Source organism: Enterobacter sp. 22466 (assembly GCF_052044775.1).
GTDB classification, from domain to species: Bacteria; Pseudomonadota; Gammaproteobacteria; order Enterobacterales; family Enterobacteriaceae; genus Enterobacter; species Enterobacter dissolvens.
The window spans coordinates 837,216-853,598 of the sequence record NZ_JBQENX010000001.1 but is presented as its reverse complement, the minus strand read 5'-3'; the positions used below and the strand labels follow the sequence as shown (position 1 = coordinate 853,598).

Below are 16,383 nucleotides of genomic sequence, written 5' to 3'. Positions count from 1 at the left end.
TGCGCGGGGGGATTATCTTATTTCGCCGCGTCGTTCATCACCGTATTAAATTTATCGATCGGGCAAAAACCGTTCGCATCCACCGGACACCCCTTCAGTTCCAGCGTCACGCGCTGCGCCGGAGACTGCAGCGACAGCACGCTGGCGTTACGCAGCTGCTCTGAACTCTGATACACATACTCAATTTTCATCAGCTCGCGGTTGGCGTTTTTGTCATGCCAGCGCTGGAAGACAATTTTGCCGCCGATTGGGGTGCGCTCCTGCTGGTCATGCAGCTGGTACGGCTTGAAGTCCAGCGCCGTCAGCAGAGAGGCGATGTTGGAGTCATGCCCCACCAGCAGGGTGATTTTCGGCGCTTTCGCCTGATCGGTTACCAGGGCGTTATCGATATACTTCACCAGCGGTTTGGCGACGTTTTGCGCCACCTCGGTAGAGGTAAACAGCGAGTCCTGATATCCGTTTTTCAGCTTCGACAATACGCGCCACTGCTGGTCGGTTTTGATCTCTCCCCAGGCCACCTGGTCGGCCGGGAAGCCTTCGTAATACTGCAGCGTGAACGCATCCACCAGCGAGTTGCCCACTTTCAGCGGCCCGGAGACGCCCGGTTCTTTTTCATAGTCGGCGCTGAAGGTATCTTTCGCGTCAGCCAGCGAGCAGACTTTTTTCTCTTTGCACGACGGTGAATCGGCGTAGTTCGTCATCTGCTCCAGCAGCTTATAGCTTTCGCCAAGCTGCATTTTCTGCCGCTCGGACTCCATCGCCTTCAGCGCTTTTTCGCGGAATTCCGGCGAGTTATCGGTAATTACCGGATTAAAGGTTGGGTCCATGGTGCCCATTTTGTCCTGATGATGCACAGGAACATCGCACCCCGGGAACGCGCCGGTAATGAAGAACTGCGCGGTGGCGACGGTGCGCTGCAGACTGTTGGCGTAAGCATAAACACTCTCCGCCGGCGGACATTCTCCCGTCTTCACCATCCCCTGCTGGGCCAGCCACTCGCGCATGTAGTGCCCCATATAAACCTCCAGCACGCCACCTTTGGTGGTGAGCTGGCCGCCCGGCACTTCCCATTCAGGCCACTGCTTCGGCGTGGATTGCTCCAACACGCTGCCGTTATTGGCGAGCGGCGCGCGCAGGTTGTGACGGCTCATGATTAAAACTTGCTCCAGCTGATACCCTTCCGGCGTCTCTTGCGCCTGCACCCCGGAGGCTGCTGAAAAGAGACCGGCCACGGCCACCGCAAGTAGTGCTTTTCTCATCCCTAATTCCTCACTCGTTTTAAAATGTCGCGTTCAGTGTGACAGACTGGTGACAATTTTCCGGGAAGCATTTCTCAAACTGATGAATAACACGCTTACCCGGTGAGCAAATTAGTTTTATAATAAAACCACACCCTCCCGGAGATTTGCCTGTGAAACGTACCCGCCTTGAAGAGAGCACCTGCCCTGTCGCCCGTTCGCTGGATATCATCGGCGACTGGTGGTCGCTGCTGATTGTGCGTGACGCACTGCGCGGGATTAAACGCTTCGGCGAGTTCCAGAAAAGCCTCGGTATCGCGAAAAACATGCTGACCGCGCGGCTAAAATTGCTGGTCGACGAAGGCATCCTCCGGCTCCAGCCCGCCTCCGACGGCAGCGCCTGGCAGGAATACGTTCTGACCGACAAGGGACGCGCGCTCCAGACGGTGCTGGTTGCCCTGTCCCAGTGGGGCAATGAATTCCTGTTTGCGGAAAACGAATGCGGCACCGTTCTCGTTGATAGCGAACAGCGCAAACCGCTGCGTAAACTGCTGCTTATCGCCGACGATGGCCGCGAACTTACCCCGGAAGAGATCGTGGCCAAACTCCCCTCCTGATCGTTCCCGACAACAAAAGCACAAAATGATCACCAATATGGTTGCATTATAAAACCAAATAGCAGACAGTAAATTCAGTTTCATATTGAAACCAAATAACTCACTTTCCTTTGAGGTAACACACGATGACTACGCAAATCACTACCGCCCTGATTACGGGTGCTTCTTCCGGGATTGGTGCCGTCTATGCCGATCGCCTTGCCGCGCGCGGTGCTAACCTGGTCCTGGTCGCCCGCCGCGAGGATCGCCTGAAAACCCTCGCCGCCGACCTGCGTGCACGCTATGGTGTGGCCGTCGATATTCTGGTGGCCGATCTCACCGATGAAGCCGGGATCCGCGCGGTGGAAGACGAACTGCGCAGCAATACCGCTATTGATACGCTGGTCAACAACGCCGGCACCGCGCAGATGGCGCCGTTCCTCGCGGGCGATGTGGCGCAGCATCAGGCCATTAACACCCTGAATACCACGGCGCTGATGCGCCTGACCTATGCGATCCTGCCGCGCCTGGCGCAGAATAACCACGGTACGCTTATCAATATCGCCTCGGTGTTGTCCCTGCACGTGCGTGCCGGCAGCGCGCTGTACAGTGCCACCAAAGCCTGGGTGCTCAGCTTTACCCGTGGGTTACAGGAGGAGTTTGCCGACAGCAACCTGCGTATTCAGGCCGTGTTACCCGCCGCGACGGCAACAGAAATCTGGCAGCATTCCGGTGTGACGGTGAACGATCTGCCGGAAGGCTCGGTGATGACCACTGACGATATGGTGGATGCTTCGCTGGCGGGTCTGGATCAGGGCGAGCTAATTACCATTCCGCCAATGCATGATGCCAGCCTGTGGGATCGCTACGAAACGGCACGTCTGGAACTGTTTAACAGCGCACGCACCGGCATCCCGGCGCCGCGCTACGTAAAACAGTAGGCTAACGCTCAAGCTGGTCGCCGTACTCACTCATCCAGGCGGCCAGCGGAGAGAGCGCCCCTTGCAGGGTTAACCCCAGCCCCGTTATCTGGTACTCCACGCGCGGCGGGATTTCCGGGTAGACCGTTCGCGTCACCAGCCCGCGCTGTTCGAACAGCCTGAGTTGCTTCGTTAACTCTTTTTGCGTGATGGGAGCGGTAGCGCGCAGCAGATCGCCAAAGCGTACCGGCGCATTGAGGATAATCAGGCGATAAAGAACAGGGATCGCCCACTTACCGGAAATCAGGTTCACAAACTGCGTCATCGGGCAAACATAAACCTCAGAATTTTTTTCACAACGGATATTGAGTAATTCCGCCATAGCACACCTCTTGCCGCATTAGTATCCAATTGGTACCTGGTTTCCTTTCGATACTAACGTTTCTATAGTGCTTTCTCCAGAGACATTTCAGGAGAAGAACATGGGTCGTTTAGCAGATAAATATACGCTGATTACCGGCGGAACCAGCGGCATTGGCCTTGCCACTGCGCAGGTGTTTCTCGCCGAAGGGGCGCACGTCGCCGTCACCGGTCGTAACCCGGAAACGCTCGCCGAAGCAGCGCGCATTCTGGGCGATAAGGCCTGGGTGATCCCGACCGATGCGGGAGATATTGCTTCGCAAAAAGCACTGGCGGAGACGCTTGCCGCCCGCTGGCCACGCCTGGACGCGGTGTTTCTCAACGCCGGCGACGTGACGCACGCGCCGCTGGAAGCATGGCAGGAAGAGGCCTGGGATCGTCTGATGGGCATCAACCTGAAGGGACCGTTCTTTTTAATTCAGGCGCTGCTGCCTCTGCTGAATAATCCGTCCTCGGTGATCCTGTGCGGCTCCGTAAGCGCACGCATCGGCCTGCCCACCAGCAGCGTGTATGCCGCGAGCAAGGCCGCCCTGCTGTCGCTGGCACGCACACTGTCGGCAGAGCTGTTGCCGCGCGGCATTCGCGTTAACGGTCTGAGCCCCGGCCCGGTAGAAACCCCGGCCTTTACGAAAACGGGCTTAAGCGAAGAAACGCTTAACGCGATGATGGCGGAGATCATCAAGCTTGTGCCGCTGGGCAGAATGGGCTCGACGACGGAGCTGGCAAAAGCCGCGCTCTATCTGGCCTCCGACGAATCCAGCTACACGGTAGGAACGGAACTGCTGGTCGACGGCGGAATGGGAAGTTTGTAACTCAAAAGGCGCTGATGCCGGTGACAATGCCGACATACAGCGCCGCCCAGACGGCGGCTGAGGCGAGACTGACCGCGTAAACCTTCAACATGTTGAGCCTGAGCATGCCCGCTGCCAGCGGCACGATATAGCGCAGTACCGCCAGAAAACGGGCGGTGAACAGCACCAGCACGCCGTTTTTCTGCAACTGATGCTGCACCCGCAAAAATTTATCGGCATGTTTTGAGGTCATGCGCGTCACCAGTCGCGTATGCCCCATCAACTGACCGATATGATAGTTCAGCAGCGAGCCGAGCGTGGCCCCCATCACCACCGCCAGCCACGTCAATGCCGGATGCAGGCTCGCCTGGCTGACGGTGATCCCGGTCAGCAACATCACCGAGGCGGGCGGCAGCACGGAGGAGATCAGCACCGTGGATTTACTCAAAGCCAGCACGAAGAGCAGCGCAAAGAGATGCGTCGGATAATGCGCAAAATGATTGAGCAGATTGTCAAACCACGCCACATTGCTCTCCTCGTGAATATTTACCCTGCCATTAAAGTCGAGCAAGTTTAAATAAAGGCTCAACGCGTCATGAATAATGACTACATAAACATTCCCTAAACATTTTTTAAATTCCAGAGCGGGAAAATAAAATAAGCGTATTATCCCGCTGGTTTACAACGATCTCGTTATGGCGAGGCTCCTGTACAAATACACGTTATCGCTCTGGCAGGTTCGAGAGAACCCGCACAGGGTAAAACAGGCACTGTCGAATCAAGGCTTTGTCAGTATAACTTCCCTTACGGGATACGGTGTACAGTGCTGAACCCAGGACGTGGGGATCTCCTCTTCGACATGCCCTGTCTTGCTCGCCCCTGAGAGATTTTTTATTCAAAGGGAATTCACTATGTCTTACGCTATTCACAACCAGAACCCGGTATTCAATGACAGCGCCATCGCGCAATATATGAATACCGATTTTATCGTCCTCGATATTTCATTATGCGTGGCGCTGGCGCGCGAGCAGTTTTTTGAAAAATTAAAAGACGATGATATTCCGTCGCATATTTTCATTGAAGATCAGGGTCGCCTCGCGGGCATGATTGCGGTACGCAAATTGCTGCAAACCACCGATACCGTACAGCCGGTGAAATCGCTGATGCTGTCGCAATTTCTGCAGGTCAAACCGGAAGATGAGCGGGCCGATGTCGCCGGACTGCTGGCCCACGGCGGTGCGGATGTGGTGCCCGTGGTCACCCACGGCAAGCTGGTTGGCTGCCTCACCGAGCGCGAAATTGCTCACCTGCTGGAAGACGATGTCACCGAAGATGCCCAACGCCAGGGGGCAACGTTACCGCTGGAAAAACCCTATCTGGAGACCAGCGCTTTTAGTCTGTGGAAAAAACGCTCCGTCTGGCTGCTGCTGCTGTTTGTCGCGGAAGCCTACACCAGCTCGGTGATCCAGCACTTTGAAGAGGCGCTGGAATCCGCCATCGCGCTGGCGTTCTTTATCCCGCTGCTGATTGGTACCGGCGGCAACAGCGGAACGCAGATCACCTCCACGCTGGTGCGTGCGATGGCGCTGGGGGAAGTCCACCTTCGCGACGTCGGGCGCGTGCTGCGCAAAGAGATGACCACCTCGCTGATGATTGCCGTCACGCTCGGTATTGCCGGGTGCATCCGCGCATGGATGATGGGGATTGGGCTGGAAATTACCCTTATCGTCAGCCTGACGCTGGTGTGCATTACGCTGTGGAGCGCCATAGTCTCGTCCGTTATTCCCATGGTACTCAAGCGCTGCGGCATTGACCCGGCCGTCGTCTCCGCGCCGTTTATCGCGACGCTTATCGACGGTACCGGGCTGATTATCTACTTCAAAATCGCCCAGTATACGCTGGGGCTGGAGTAATCTTGCGAGCACCTCTTTCCTGTGATTGAGGTGCTCACTTCGCTATACATCACCCAGTTGATGCGCAATCTCGCGCAGCTGCTGGGCCAGCGCCTGGAAGTTTTTTCCCTTCTCCCCTTTCGGCCCGGTGGACTGACGCACCACCAGACGGGCAGGTAAAATCGAGGACATGCGCAGGGCACTCTCTTCACCGCTGTCCAGAATACGGCGCACCGCCTCTTTACCCTGCAGATCTAAATCCAGTGAGACCGTCGTCAGCGCCGGGTAGAAGAACGAGCTTTCGTAGGTGTCATCGTAGCCAATCACCGACTTCTCGCCCGGAATGGAAATCTGCTGCTGGTGGAAGGCGCTCAGTACGCCCAGCGCCATCTGGTCGTTGGCCACCAGCACAGCGGAAAACTGCGGCGTTTCGCGCAGCATCTGCAGCGCACCGGCATACCCGCTCTGCGCATCCCAGTTGCCGCGGATGACCGATGCTGGCTCCAGGCCGTAGCCCTTCAGGGTCTCGATCCAGCTTTTCAGCCTCAACTGTGCCGACACAGAGGACTCCGGCCCCGCCAGCAGGGCGATGTCGCGATGGCCCAGCTCGTAAAGGTATTTAACGCTGGCGCGGGTGCCGTCCGCCGGGTTAAACGAAACGTTAAACACGGAACTGTACGGGTCCACGTCGAGGAACAGGCAGACAATGTCATCGTTGTCGGTGGCGATTTTCTGCGCCGCTTCAGCCTCCAGCGGCACGTTGATGATCACTTTGCTCACCAGCTGGGATTTCAGCTCGTTGATGGAATCCTGGATGCTGTGGTTGACGTTCTCATCAATCATTGAGATCAGTACCTGGTATCCCTCCACGTTCGCATAGCGTTTCACCGCCGCCGCCACCTGAGAAGGCGCGTGCAGCGCCAGTGAAATGGTGACCAGCCCAACGGTCTGGCTCTGCTTGCCCACCAGCTGCTGAGCCAGTCGGTTGGGTACATACCGTAATAACTCTATGGATTTCTCCACCTTGTGGCGCGTGGCCTCGGATACATTGGCAGATTTATTCAGTACCCTGGACACGGTCTGATAGGAGACGCCCGCATGGCGTGCCACGTCCTCTAACGTTGCGCTTTTCGACTTCATGGTCCGGTTCCTTATGTTGTTATGCGCTGATTGTAACAGGGGTGCTGAAAAAAAACGCTTACCACCCTCTCGCTGCGGGCATAACGCCATCAAAAAGTATGACGCTCACAATGCCATAATTTGTGTTCAATCTCATTACTCGTAACAAAATTGTCTATTTTATTTGCAGTTAATCACACATTTAGGATCGTGCAATTGCCAGTTAACGGGTTTAGGCATTTTATGACAGCGGATTTGTGAACGTATTACAAAACAATAAGAGGGTTACAATGAACACGACGATCCGCTCTGTATCTGTTGCGTTGGCTGCCGCGTTAGCGTCTCCATCGCTGTTTGCAGCGTCTTCAGTACCGATTGATTTTCATGGCTATCTTCGCTCCGGCGTGGGCGTCTCACGGGATGGTGGGATGGAGGAGTGGCAAAAAAACAAAATTGGCCGTCTGGGTAACGAGGCCGATACCTATGGCGAGCTGGAACTGGGCTCTGAGGTCTACAAAAAGAACGACGTCAGTTTCTATCTCGACAGCATGGTGAGCATGGTCTCAGACGGCTCCAACGACAATGAAACCACCTTAGATGACGATGCCCAGTTCGGCCTGCGCCAGCTTAACCTGCAGATCAAGGGGCTGATCCCCGGGGATCCCAATGCGGTGATTTGGGGCGGTAAGCGCTACTACCAGCGCCATGACCTGCACATCATTGATACCAAATACTGGAACATCTCGGGATCCGGTGCAGGTATTGAGAACTACACGCTTGGCCCGGGCGCAGTCTCCGTTGCGTGGATCCGCGGCGATGCCAACGACGTGGACTACCGCGTGGATGGCGACAGCGACGTTAACATCAACTACATCGACCTTCGCTATGCGGGCTGGAAGCCGTGGGCAGGCGCGTGGACGGAAGTGGGTATTGATTACGCCATGCCAAACCCGACCAACAAGCAGAAAGAGTACGGCGGGCTGTACGAGGCCGATAACGGCGTGATGGTCACCGGTGAGATCAGCCAGGATATGTTTGGCGGCTATAACAAGCTGGTGCTGCAGTACGCCAATAAAGGTCTGGCACAGAACATGGTGTCACAGGGGGGTGGCTGGTACGACATGTGGAACTATGTGAACGATGCCAGCGGCTACCGCGTGATTAACACCGGCTTAATTCCCATTACCGACAAGTTCTCCTTTAACCACGTCCTGACCTGGGGCTCGGCAGACGACACCACGCAGTATACCGATAAATCGCGCCTGATTTCACTGGTGGGCCGCGCGCAGTATCAGTTCACCGAGTACGTGCGTCTGATTGGTGAAGTAGGCGGGTTCTACCAGAAAGATACCTATACTGACGGTTCTAACTACAAGCAGAGCGGTGAGAAGTACACGATCGCCTTAGGTCTGGCGGACGGACCTGATTTTATGTCACGTCCCGAGCTACGCGTGTTTGCCTCTTACCTGAATGATTCCGAACATGGGAAATCCTTCGAAGACGGTACCGCCAGTAATACCTGGAACTTCGGCGTGCAGGTTGAAGCCTGGTGGTAATGTTTATTTCTAAAATGCGTTAATCGTTATTGTATCTCCAACACCTGGTAGTTTATTCGCCTGTTTCGGGATAGCCATTATTTTGGCTATCCCTTTTTTTATTTACTGATTAAAATGTTCATCTAATAACTGACGTAAGGCATCAGACTGCCTGCCAAATATGGCATGCACCTGCTGGCCAATAATAATTACGCCCAGCGCCCCTTCATTCTGTAACGCCTCTGAGTCAACTTTATTTAAATCTTTTACCGTCACGCGCAAGCGGGTAATACAGGCTTCAACGTGCTCGATATTATCGTCGCCGCCAAATGCGGGAATTAAACGCTGGGTAATTTGACTGTTCATAATACGCCTCTCTGTTATGCAGATAAAAAAATGCCCGCTCGTAGAGCAGGCGTTCTGTGCCTTTTTTGCCCGGACGGTGCGGTCTGATGCCCTCACCCCAGCCCTCTCCCACAGGGCTGAGGGTTCCCCAGTAATTTTTTTACCGAAAGCGACGAATGTTGCTTCAGGAAAATGAACGACTTACAGCGACGCCCTGGTCCGGCTGTAAATCGCTGAGGCGTTTCCTGCAGGCCGGGGCGAGGCGCAGGGATGCGCCGAGAGGGCGGATTTACAGGGATGTTACCTCCGCCCGTCCCCGATAAGCCGGAAGGAATAAGCCGAAGGCACCGCGAAGCGGCGATTTACCGCCGGGAGCCCGGGTCGCCAGGGCGGCCCGCCCTGGCACGTTCACAAGTCATGCCGTTACAGAGTAGCAAGGAACATAAAGTGAACGGAATGACCTCTACAGCCATATGTTCCCCCTCACCCCAACCCTCTCCCTCAAGGGAGAGGGGGTCCTCCGTGCAGGCATTATTTTGTGGGGAACCCTCAGAAAATTAACTACGCTTTGCGCCTGAGCACCCGACAGTCCCAGGGCAACAGAGCGGTATCGCCCGCAGCGGCGGCATCGGTCATGCAATCGGTGTAGCCACCCGGCAGCGTGATGATCTGCTGCTGGGCCGTGTAGTTCTGCACAAAAACCCAGGTCGTTTCGCCGTCCGTGCGCGCCGTCGCAACCACTCCCGGAGGGAAATCGCCGTCAATGGCGCGCGGCAGAGCCAGTTCGTCGATAATGGCGGCAAAGAAATCGCGCTGGAACGGCAGATCGTTGCGCGACGCCACGTGCCAGGCTTTGCCTTTGCCAAAACGGTTGACCGTTACTGCCGGCCGTCCGGCGTAGAAATCATCCCGGTAGGTCGCCAGCGCCTGGGCGGTTTCGGTGTGGATCAGCTCGCACAAATGACGAACCTGGTATGGCCCCTGCAGACCTGCGGCATTGCCCGCCAGCCCCTGAACCAGGTTTCGCTCCCCCTCGCCCAGGCAATCAATCTCTTCCGCCCAGATGCCGAGGAGCTTGCGCAGCGGGCCCGGGAAACCGCCCAGATGACAGAGATCGGTCTCATCCACCACGCCGGTCCAGTAGGTCGTCACCAGATGCCCGCCCGCGGCCACAAAGGCTTCCGCCCGCCCGGCGAAACCTTCGCGCACCATGTAGAGCATGGGGGCAATAACCAGCGCGTAGCAGCTCAGATCGCCGTCAGCGTCAATGACATCCACCGCGATGCCTTTTTCCCAGAACGGACGATAGTGCTCGTTGACGGTTTTTTCGTACTCCATTCCCATATTGCGCGGGCCTTCCGCATCATCCAGTGCCCAGCGGTTTTGCTGGTCAAAGATTATGGCGACCCGGGCGTCGGTACGGCAGCCAACCACGCCCGGCAACCGCGCCAGCATCTCCCCCAGGCGCGTCACTTCACGCCCGACGCGGGTATCCAGATGACCCACGTGGTCGATAACCGCGCCGTGGAATTTCTCCACCGACCCGCGGCTTTTACGCCACTGGAAGTACTGCACCGAATCCGCTCCGTGCGCCACCGCCTGCATTGACGAGAGAATATGCATCCCCGGCTTTTTCAGCTTGCTGGTTGGCTGCCAGTTGGTGGTGCTCGGTGTCGATTCCATCAGCACGAAGGGCTTACCGCCCTTCAGGCTACGCATCATGTCGTGATACATGGCGGTGTAGCAGGCAAGCGCCGTTTCGTCTTTCTCCCTGTGCCACATCGGGTAGCTGTCCCAGGAGATAAAGTCGATCGCCTTCGCAAGCTGCCAGTAGTCGTAGTCGTAGAAATACTCCATAAAATTGGTGGTTACCGGCAGTTCCGCATTCGCTACTTTTAGCGGGGCCACTTCATGGCGGCAGAAATCAGTCACCTGTGCGGTATTGAAGCGACGCCAGTCGAGGTTGAGGCCGTGAATCGACACTTCTCCCTGCGGCGCAGGGGACTCTATCTGCGACCAGTCGGTGTAGGTGTGGCTCCAGAAGGTGCTCCACCACGCATGGTTCAGCGCGTCGAGAGTTTTGTAGCGCGCCTTTAGCCAGTCGCGGAAGCGTTCCTGGCACAGGCTACAGTGGCATTCGCCGCCGTACTCATTGGAGATATGCCAGCCCAGCACCGCCGGATGATGCGAATAACGCGCCGCCAGCAGGCTGTTAATTTTCATCGTCTTTTCGCGGTAGACCGGAGACGACATGCAGTGGTTATGACGCCCGCCGTGCAGCGCGGGGACGCGGTTGCGCCCGACGCGCAGCACTTCCGGATATTTTTGCGACATCCATGCCGGACGCGCCCCGCTCGGCGTAGCAAGGAAAATATGAATTCCTGCCGCATAAAGTTTATCTATAACGTTATCCAGCCAGGCAAAATCAAATTCCCCTTCACGCGGTTCCAGTTTCGCCCAACTAAATATCCCTACCGACATGACATTACATTTCGCCTGCTGCATCATGGCGATATCTTTTTCAATAATACCGGGATAATTTTCCCATTGCTCCGGGTTATAGTCGGCGCCATGCAATAACGCCGCGACCTTAGGGCTTAAAGGCGCAAATTTATTCATATTAAAAACGTCCTGAATGAAGATAAAAATTACTTAAATACGGTTATTGACGGAAGCACTTTGCCCTGGCAATCAAATAACGCCTGATTCTCGCGAGCATTCCCCTCTTTCCATTCGTCATGGATATATTTCATGCCGGCTTTGGTCGCCCACGTGGTGCCCGGTACGGCAATCCAGGTCGGCTCCCAATAAAAGATGCCTTTGCCACGATGGCCCGGCACGTCAATAACGGACTGCATCAAATCGTGAATATAATCGTACTGGCCCTGAACAGTACCCGGATAGCCGCCGTCTTTTTCTTCTTTCGCCTGGAAGCTGTTTTCGGCGTTATCGCAGTTGTCCAGCGTATAGCCGTAGGCCGCTTCCACCACAATCACGTCTTTGTTATAGCGCTTGCTGATGTCATCCATATTGGCCTTCAGCGCGCTTATCGGGCCGTTCCAGTAGGTGTACATCGACAGCCCGATGATATCGAACGGCACGTCGCGCTTCGCGATCTCATCAAACCACCAGCGAAAGGTGTCATTTTTGGTTCCTTCCGCCAGGTGCAGCATGATTTTCACCTGCTCGCCGCCGGTCAGATTCTCTTTTAGCCCGCTAATCGCGGCGTTGAGCAGTCCGGCCAGACGGTCAAATTCGCCGCCGCCCTGCCCCCAGCTTTTGCCTTCCGGCCACAGCATGCCGCCGTTGATTTCGTTACCGATCTGCACCATGTCCGGCAGGACGCCCTCTTGCTTAAAGCGGGCGATGGTGTCGCGGGTGTAGTCATGGATCGCCGTTTTGAGCTGCGGGTAGTCCATCTTCTCCCAGGCTTTCGGCTTGAACTGTTTGCCCGGATCGGTCCAGAAATCGCTGTAGTGGAAGTCGAGCAGCAGCTTCAGGCCCTGCGCCTTCACGCGCTTCGCCAGCGCAATCGTATTTTCCTGGTTATTGCTGCCACCGCCATAGGTCTTGCCGTCAGCATCCTGCGGATCTACCCACAAGCGCAGACGCACATAGTTCACGCCGTTGGCCTTCAGGATCGCAATCGCATCCTGCTGCTGGCCGTTCTGGTTATAGAATTTCGCGCCGTGTTGTTCGGCTTCCAGCAGGGTCGAAATATCCGCCCCCTTAATAAAGTCCGCGGGCATGGCGTTAAACGGACGCGTTTTCACCGCGTCGGCAGCAAAAGCACTCGCGGCAAGGCCACATGAGAGGCAAACGGCGAGCAAAGCGGGTTTGAGTCTTTTCATGGTTATCCTTTGGTACTCCCGGAGGTCAGGCCGGAGACGAAGTATTTTTGTAACGCCAGGTAGAGGATCGCCACCGGCACCGCAATCAGGACCGCGCCTGCCGCGTAGGTGGTGTAGCTGGCACCCATTTTTTGCGCCACCAGGTTATAAAGCCCGATGGGTAAGGTGTATTTGTCCGGGGTGCGCAAAATGGTGCTGGAGAGGATGAAATCCCCCAGCGGCCCGGTGAAGGAGAACAGCGCCACCACCGCCACAATCGGCTTCGAAAGCGGCATGATAATTTCGATGAAAATCCGGAAATTACTGGCCCCGTCCATGCGCGCGGATTCATCCAGATCTTTCGGGATGGCATCGAGGTAGCCTTTCATCAGGTAAGTGTTCATCGGGATCATGCCGCCCACGTAGATCAACACCAGCGCCAGATGGCTATTGATAAGGCCCAGCAGCTGCGACAGCACGAAGATGGCAATCAGCGCCGAGAACTGGGGGATCATCTGCAGCAACAGGAACAGCATCAGACCGTTCTGGCGCCCCTTAAAGCGAAAGCGCGAAAACGCGTAGGCGGTAAAGCTGACGCTGATTAAGGTCAGTACCATGGTCAGGAAGCTGATTTTCATTGAGTTCCAGTACCAGGTCATGTAGTTCACCTGGCCGTTGAACAGGTCGGCATAGTGCTGCACCGAGAAGTTCTGCGGAATAATCGACGAGCTCAGCAGGCTATTACCCGCGTTAAACGACGCACCGACCGTCCATACCAGCGGGTAAATGATGACTATCGAGACCAGCACGATAACCAGCCAGGAGAGCGAGAGGCGAACCCACTTCTCACGTTTAATACTTTGTGATTGAGCCATTGTTACGTTCCTTACGCCATGTCGTCATTTTTGAACGATTTCGTGGCGCGGAACTGCCACAGCGCCAGCCCGACGACAAAGATCGACAGCAGGATAGTGATGGTCGCCGCAATCGCATATTGCGAAGAGGACATCGTCAGTTTGTAGATCCACGACACCAGGATATCCGTCCCACCCGCATTCGACCCTACCACCGCCGGTCCGCCGTTATTAAACAGGTAGATGATGTTGAAATTATTGAAGTTGAAGGTGTATTGCGTGATCAGAATCGGTGCAATCGAGTACAGGACCAACGGCAGCGTGATGGTACGCAGCTTAGTCGCGCTGCTGGCGCCGTCCATGGTCGCCGCTTCGTACAGATCGTCCGGAATGGCCTGCAGCACGCCGGTGGTCATGGCAAAAACAAACGGGAAGCCGAGCCAGGTCTGCATCATAATCAGCGCCGTTTTGGTCCAGAACGGATCGGTCATCCACGCTTTTGGCGCGATGCCGAAGAAGGCCAGGATGGCGTTGTTGATCACCCCAAAGGAGTCGTTGAACATTCCGGCAAACACCAGGATGGTGACAAAGCCCGGCACCGCCCAGGGCAGAATGAAGATGGTGCGGATCAGCGGCTTAAAGCGCAGATCTTTCTGGTTCACCAGAATGGCCAGCAGCACGCCTACCGAACATTGCAGCGTAGTGGCGAGCAGGGTCCAGACCACCGTCCACTGCAGCACGTCGAAGAAGGTCGAACGCCAGATAGAGAGCGTGAAGATATTGATGAAGTTCTTAAACCCAACCCAGTCCACCAGCCTGGCCGGCGGCGTGTGATAGAGGTTGTAATTGGTAAAGGCGATGGCAAAGCCGAACAGGATCGGGAAAACCACCACAAACACCAGCAGGATAAAGCCGGGCGTGATCATCAGATACGGGAAGCCGTCGCTCAGCAGCATCTGGTACTGCTTGCGCACGCTGTTAAGCGCAAGCCCCGCATCGCGTTTTCTGCCATTCACCCACGCATCACGCATCGACAGGTACCAGACCATCACGCCAAACGCGGCGATCAGCACGCTGATGATCCCCTCAGCCAGCAGGAAGATGGAGTTGTCCCGCGGCACCTCCTCACCCAGCGTCACCAGCCCCCACAGCCCTTCGCGCAGAAAATCGGCAAATACGCCAATAAAACTGATCAGCAGTACCAGGAAGATGATCCCTTTCAGCCACTGACGATGGTAGAACTGGCCGAAGCCGGGAATGAACGCCAGCAGCAGGCCGGTCCAGGCATGGCGCCCGGCCCCGTGCGGTCTGGCAAAATTTTCCGGGATGATACTCACAGACAACTCCTTTCAAAAAAACGGGAGAGAGTCCTCCCGTTTTGCGACGGCAGAAAATTACTGGTTGCTGGCCTGCATGGCTTCGATTTGCATCTGGACCTGTTTTTCTGCGCTATCCAGCGCGGCTTTAGGATCCTGTTTGCCGGTCAGGCTCAACTCCAGCGCGGCGTTGGCTGGCCCCCAGACTTCACCCATTTCAGGGATGCCTGGCATGGCAGTTGCGCGCGCCGACTGTACCGCGACGGCACTCGCTTTTTCGTCGTTTTTGATAACCGGATCGTCAATCATCGCGGTAAGCGGCGGGATCTCACGCGTGGCGATGTAGCGTGTTTTCACATACTGCGGCTGGTTGATGAATTCGATAAATTTCTGCGCCAGGGCTTTGTCTTTGCTCCACGTGGAGACAACGTAGCCTTTCACGCCAAGGAATGAACTCATAGGCTTGCCGTCGGGCAGCGTTGGCAGCGGCGCAACGCCGTAGTTGATCCCGGCCGCTTCATACGGCTGGAATGCCCACGGCCCATTGATCACGGCTGCCGCTTTCTTCTCGGTGAACAGGGAGTCAATGGCGTTCAGGCCGTTGTCACCGAGTATCCCGGCCGGGAAGATCCCGTCAGCGTAGAATTTTTTAAGGTACGTCACGGCCTCTACCGCACCCGGCTTGTTCAGGCCAACGTCGCTGGCGTTATAGCCGCCCTTGTCGTTATGACCGAAGATGTAGCCGCCCATTGGGGAAATTGCCCCCCAGCTGTAGTAAATCTGGTCGAATTTGGCGAGCAGGCCGTACTGGTTTTTCGCGCGCTGCTGTTTCGAAAAGTCATACCAGTCCTGCAGCGAGTTGAGGGGCTTGTCGATGAGGTCTTTGTTGTAGATCAGCACCAGCGTCTCGACCGCTTTCGGTACGCCGTAGAGGGCATTATCCATTTTGAAGGCATTGATTGAGGCCGGGGTGTACTGTTCGGTCTGCTTAGCCTCCAGATTCAGGGGGGTCAGCAGCCCTTGCACCACGGCACCGCCCAGCTGATCGTTAGGGATCACCAGCACGTCCGGGCCAATGCCCGCCGGGCCATCCAGACGCAGTTTTTCCAGCTGCTGGGCGTAAGGTGTCTCCTGGACGTTGACCTTAACGTCGTACTGTTTTTCAAAGTCAGCCACCGCATCCTTTATACCGGATGACTTCTTGATGTCTTCCCAGACGTTAAGCTGCGTGGTGGCATGTACCTGCACCGAGAGCGTAGAGAGGATCAGAGCGGCAAGTAGGTTCTTTTTCATTACAAACCTCATGTGAAGGTATAACAATTTTATGGTTGTTATGACATTTAACGCCTTACTTACCTCATCCAAAATTCAGCAAAATCAGATGCTGTACGTATGACATCAAATAGCTTTGGTTTGGTATACGCTACCCTTCACATCATGATAACTCTACAAAAAACTGTAAGTTGTGTGATCGTCATAACATTAATGGAAAATCTGTATAGGGCGCGTGAATACTGGAAGTTATAG

The 16,383-nt window shown here is 55.7% G+C and carries 15 protein-coding genes and 1 riboswitch; of the genes, 5 read left to right on the top strand and 10 right to left on the bottom strand.

The genetic code is table 11. The features are described 5' to 3' along the window. Positions 1–17 precede the first annotated feature (17 nt). Positions 18–1,259: a bifunctional glucose-1-phosphatase/inositol phosphatase gene (gene agp / locus ACTJJI_RS04005; protein ID WP_014831381.1), complete on the bottom strand. Its 1,242-nt coding sequence runs from the start codon at positions 1,257–1,259 to the stop codon at positions 18–20. 152 nt (positions 1,260–1,411) lie between these two features. On the opposite strand from agp, the gene ACTJJI_RS04000 reads away from it, so the two are divergent. Next, positions 1,412–1,855, top strand: coding sequence for a winged helix-turn-helix transcriptional regulator (locus tag ACTJJI_RS04000; protein WP_013097204.1), 444 nt, complete (start codon positions 1,412–1,414; stop codon positions 1,853–1,855). A gap of 125 nt (positions 1,856–1,980) precedes the next feature. Beyond that, on the top strand, positions 1,981–2,775 hold the full coding sequence (locus tag ACTJJI_RS03995; RefSeq protein ID WP_046889744.1) for an SDR family NAD(P)-dependent oxidoreductase: 795 nt from the start codon (positions 1,981–1,983) through the stop codon (positions 2,773–2,775). 1 nt (position 2,776) lies between these two features. Here ACTJJI_RS03995 and ACTJJI_RS03990 read toward each other — a convergent pair whose 3' ends face one another. Continuing rightward, entirely contained in the window at positions 2,777–3,136 is a 360-nt protein-coding gene (locus ACTJJI_RS03990; RefSeq protein WP_014831379.1) for a winged helix-turn-helix transcriptional regulator, read from the bottom strand. Positions 3,137–3,236: 100 nt separating this feature from the next. Between ACTJJI_RS03990 and ACTJJI_RS03985 the strand changes: the two genes are divergently transcribed. Next, a complete protein-coding gene (locus ACTJJI_RS03985; protein ID WP_014831378.1) occupies positions 3,237–3,986 on the top strand; it encodes an SDR family oxidoreductase in 750 nt (249 codons plus the stop codon). Position 3,987: 1 nt separating this feature from the next. Here ACTJJI_RS03985 and ACTJJI_RS03980 read toward each other — a convergent pair whose 3' ends face one another. Then, positions 3,988–4,491: a DedA family protein gene (locus ACTJJI_RS03980; RefSeq protein WP_192544232.1), complete on the bottom strand. Its 504-nt coding sequence runs from the start codon at positions 4,489–4,491 to the stop codon at positions 3,988–3,990. A gap of 156 nt (positions 4,492–4,647) precedes the next feature. Then, positions 4,648–4,817: riboswitch (M-box (ykoK) riboswitch) on the top strand. Positions 4,818–4,876: 59 nt separating this feature from the next. Here ACTJJI_RS03980 and ACTJJI_RS03975 point away from each other — a divergent pair. Then, the gene (locus ACTJJI_RS03975) at positions 4,877–5,878 is read left to right on the top strand and encodes a magnesium transporter (RefSeq protein ID WP_046889746.1); all 1,002 of its coding nucleotides are present in this window, start codon (positions 4,877–4,879) and stop codon (positions 5,876–5,878) included. 42 nt (positions 5,879–5,920) lie between these two features. Here the strand turns inward: ACTJJI_RS03975 and ACTJJI_RS03970 are convergent, their stop codons facing one another. Next, positions 5,921–6,997 (bottom strand): LacI family DNA-binding transcriptional regulator, encoded by a 1,077-nt coding sequence (locus ACTJJI_RS03970; protein ID WP_063411297.1) that lies wholly within the window; start codon positions 6,995–6,997, stop codon positions 5,921–5,923. A gap of 269 nt (positions 6,998–7,266) precedes the next feature. Here ACTJJI_RS03970 and ACTJJI_RS03965 point away from each other — a divergent pair, with 269 nt between their 5' ends. After that, positions 7,267–8,532, top strand: coding sequence for a maltoporin (locus tag ACTJJI_RS03965; RefSeq protein WP_043951598.1), 1,266 nt, complete (start codon positions 7,267–7,269; stop codon positions 8,530–8,532). A 102-nt stretch (positions 8,533–8,634) separates the two neighbouring features. Here the strand turns inward: ACTJJI_RS03965 and ACTJJI_RS03960 are convergent, their stop codons facing one another. The 6 genes from ACTJJI_RS03960 to ACTJJI_RS03935 all read right to left on the bottom strand — a co-directional run bounded on the left by ACTJJI_RS03960 (position 8,635) and on the right by ACTJJI_RS03935 (position 16,149). Further along, positions 8,635–8,877, bottom strand: coding sequence for a PTS transporter subunit EIIB (locus ACTJJI_RS03960; RefSeq protein WP_014831373.1), 243 nt, complete (start codon positions 8,875–8,877; stop codon positions 8,635–8,637). A 540-nt stretch (positions 8,878–9,417) separates the two neighbouring features. Then, positions 9,418–11,475, bottom strand: coding sequence for a beta-galactosidase (locus ACTJJI_RS03955; RefSeq protein WP_440653124.1), 2,058 nt, complete (start codon positions 11,473–11,475; stop codon positions 9,418–9,420). 29 nt (positions 11,476–11,504) lie between these two features. After that, entirely contained in the window at positions 11,505–12,707 is a 1,203-nt protein-coding gene (locus ACTJJI_RS03950) for a glycoside hydrolase family 53 protein (RefSeq protein WP_440653122.1), read from the bottom strand. Positions 12,708–12,709: 2 nt separating this feature from the next. After that, positions 12,710–13,561 carry a sugar ABC transporter permease gene (locus tag ACTJJI_RS03945; protein WP_050860760.1) on the bottom strand — a complete coding sequence of 284 codons (852 nt, stop codon included), beginning with the start codon at positions 13,559–13,561 and terminating at the stop codon, positions 12,710–12,712. 11 nt (positions 13,562–13,572) lie between these two features. Next, positions 13,573–14,877 (bottom strand): carbohydrate ABC transporter permease, encoded by a 1,305-nt coding sequence (locus tag ACTJJI_RS03940; RefSeq protein WP_014831369.1) that lies wholly within the window; start codon positions 14,875–14,877, stop codon positions 13,573–13,575. 57 nt (positions 14,878–14,934) lie between these two features. Further along, positions 14,935–16,149 carry an extracellular solute-binding protein gene (locus ACTJJI_RS03935; protein ID WP_014831368.1) on the bottom strand — a complete coding sequence of 405 codons (1,215 nt, stop codon included), beginning with the start codon at positions 16,147–16,149 and terminating at the stop codon, positions 14,935–14,937. Positions 16,150–16,383 lie beyond the last annotated feature (234 nt).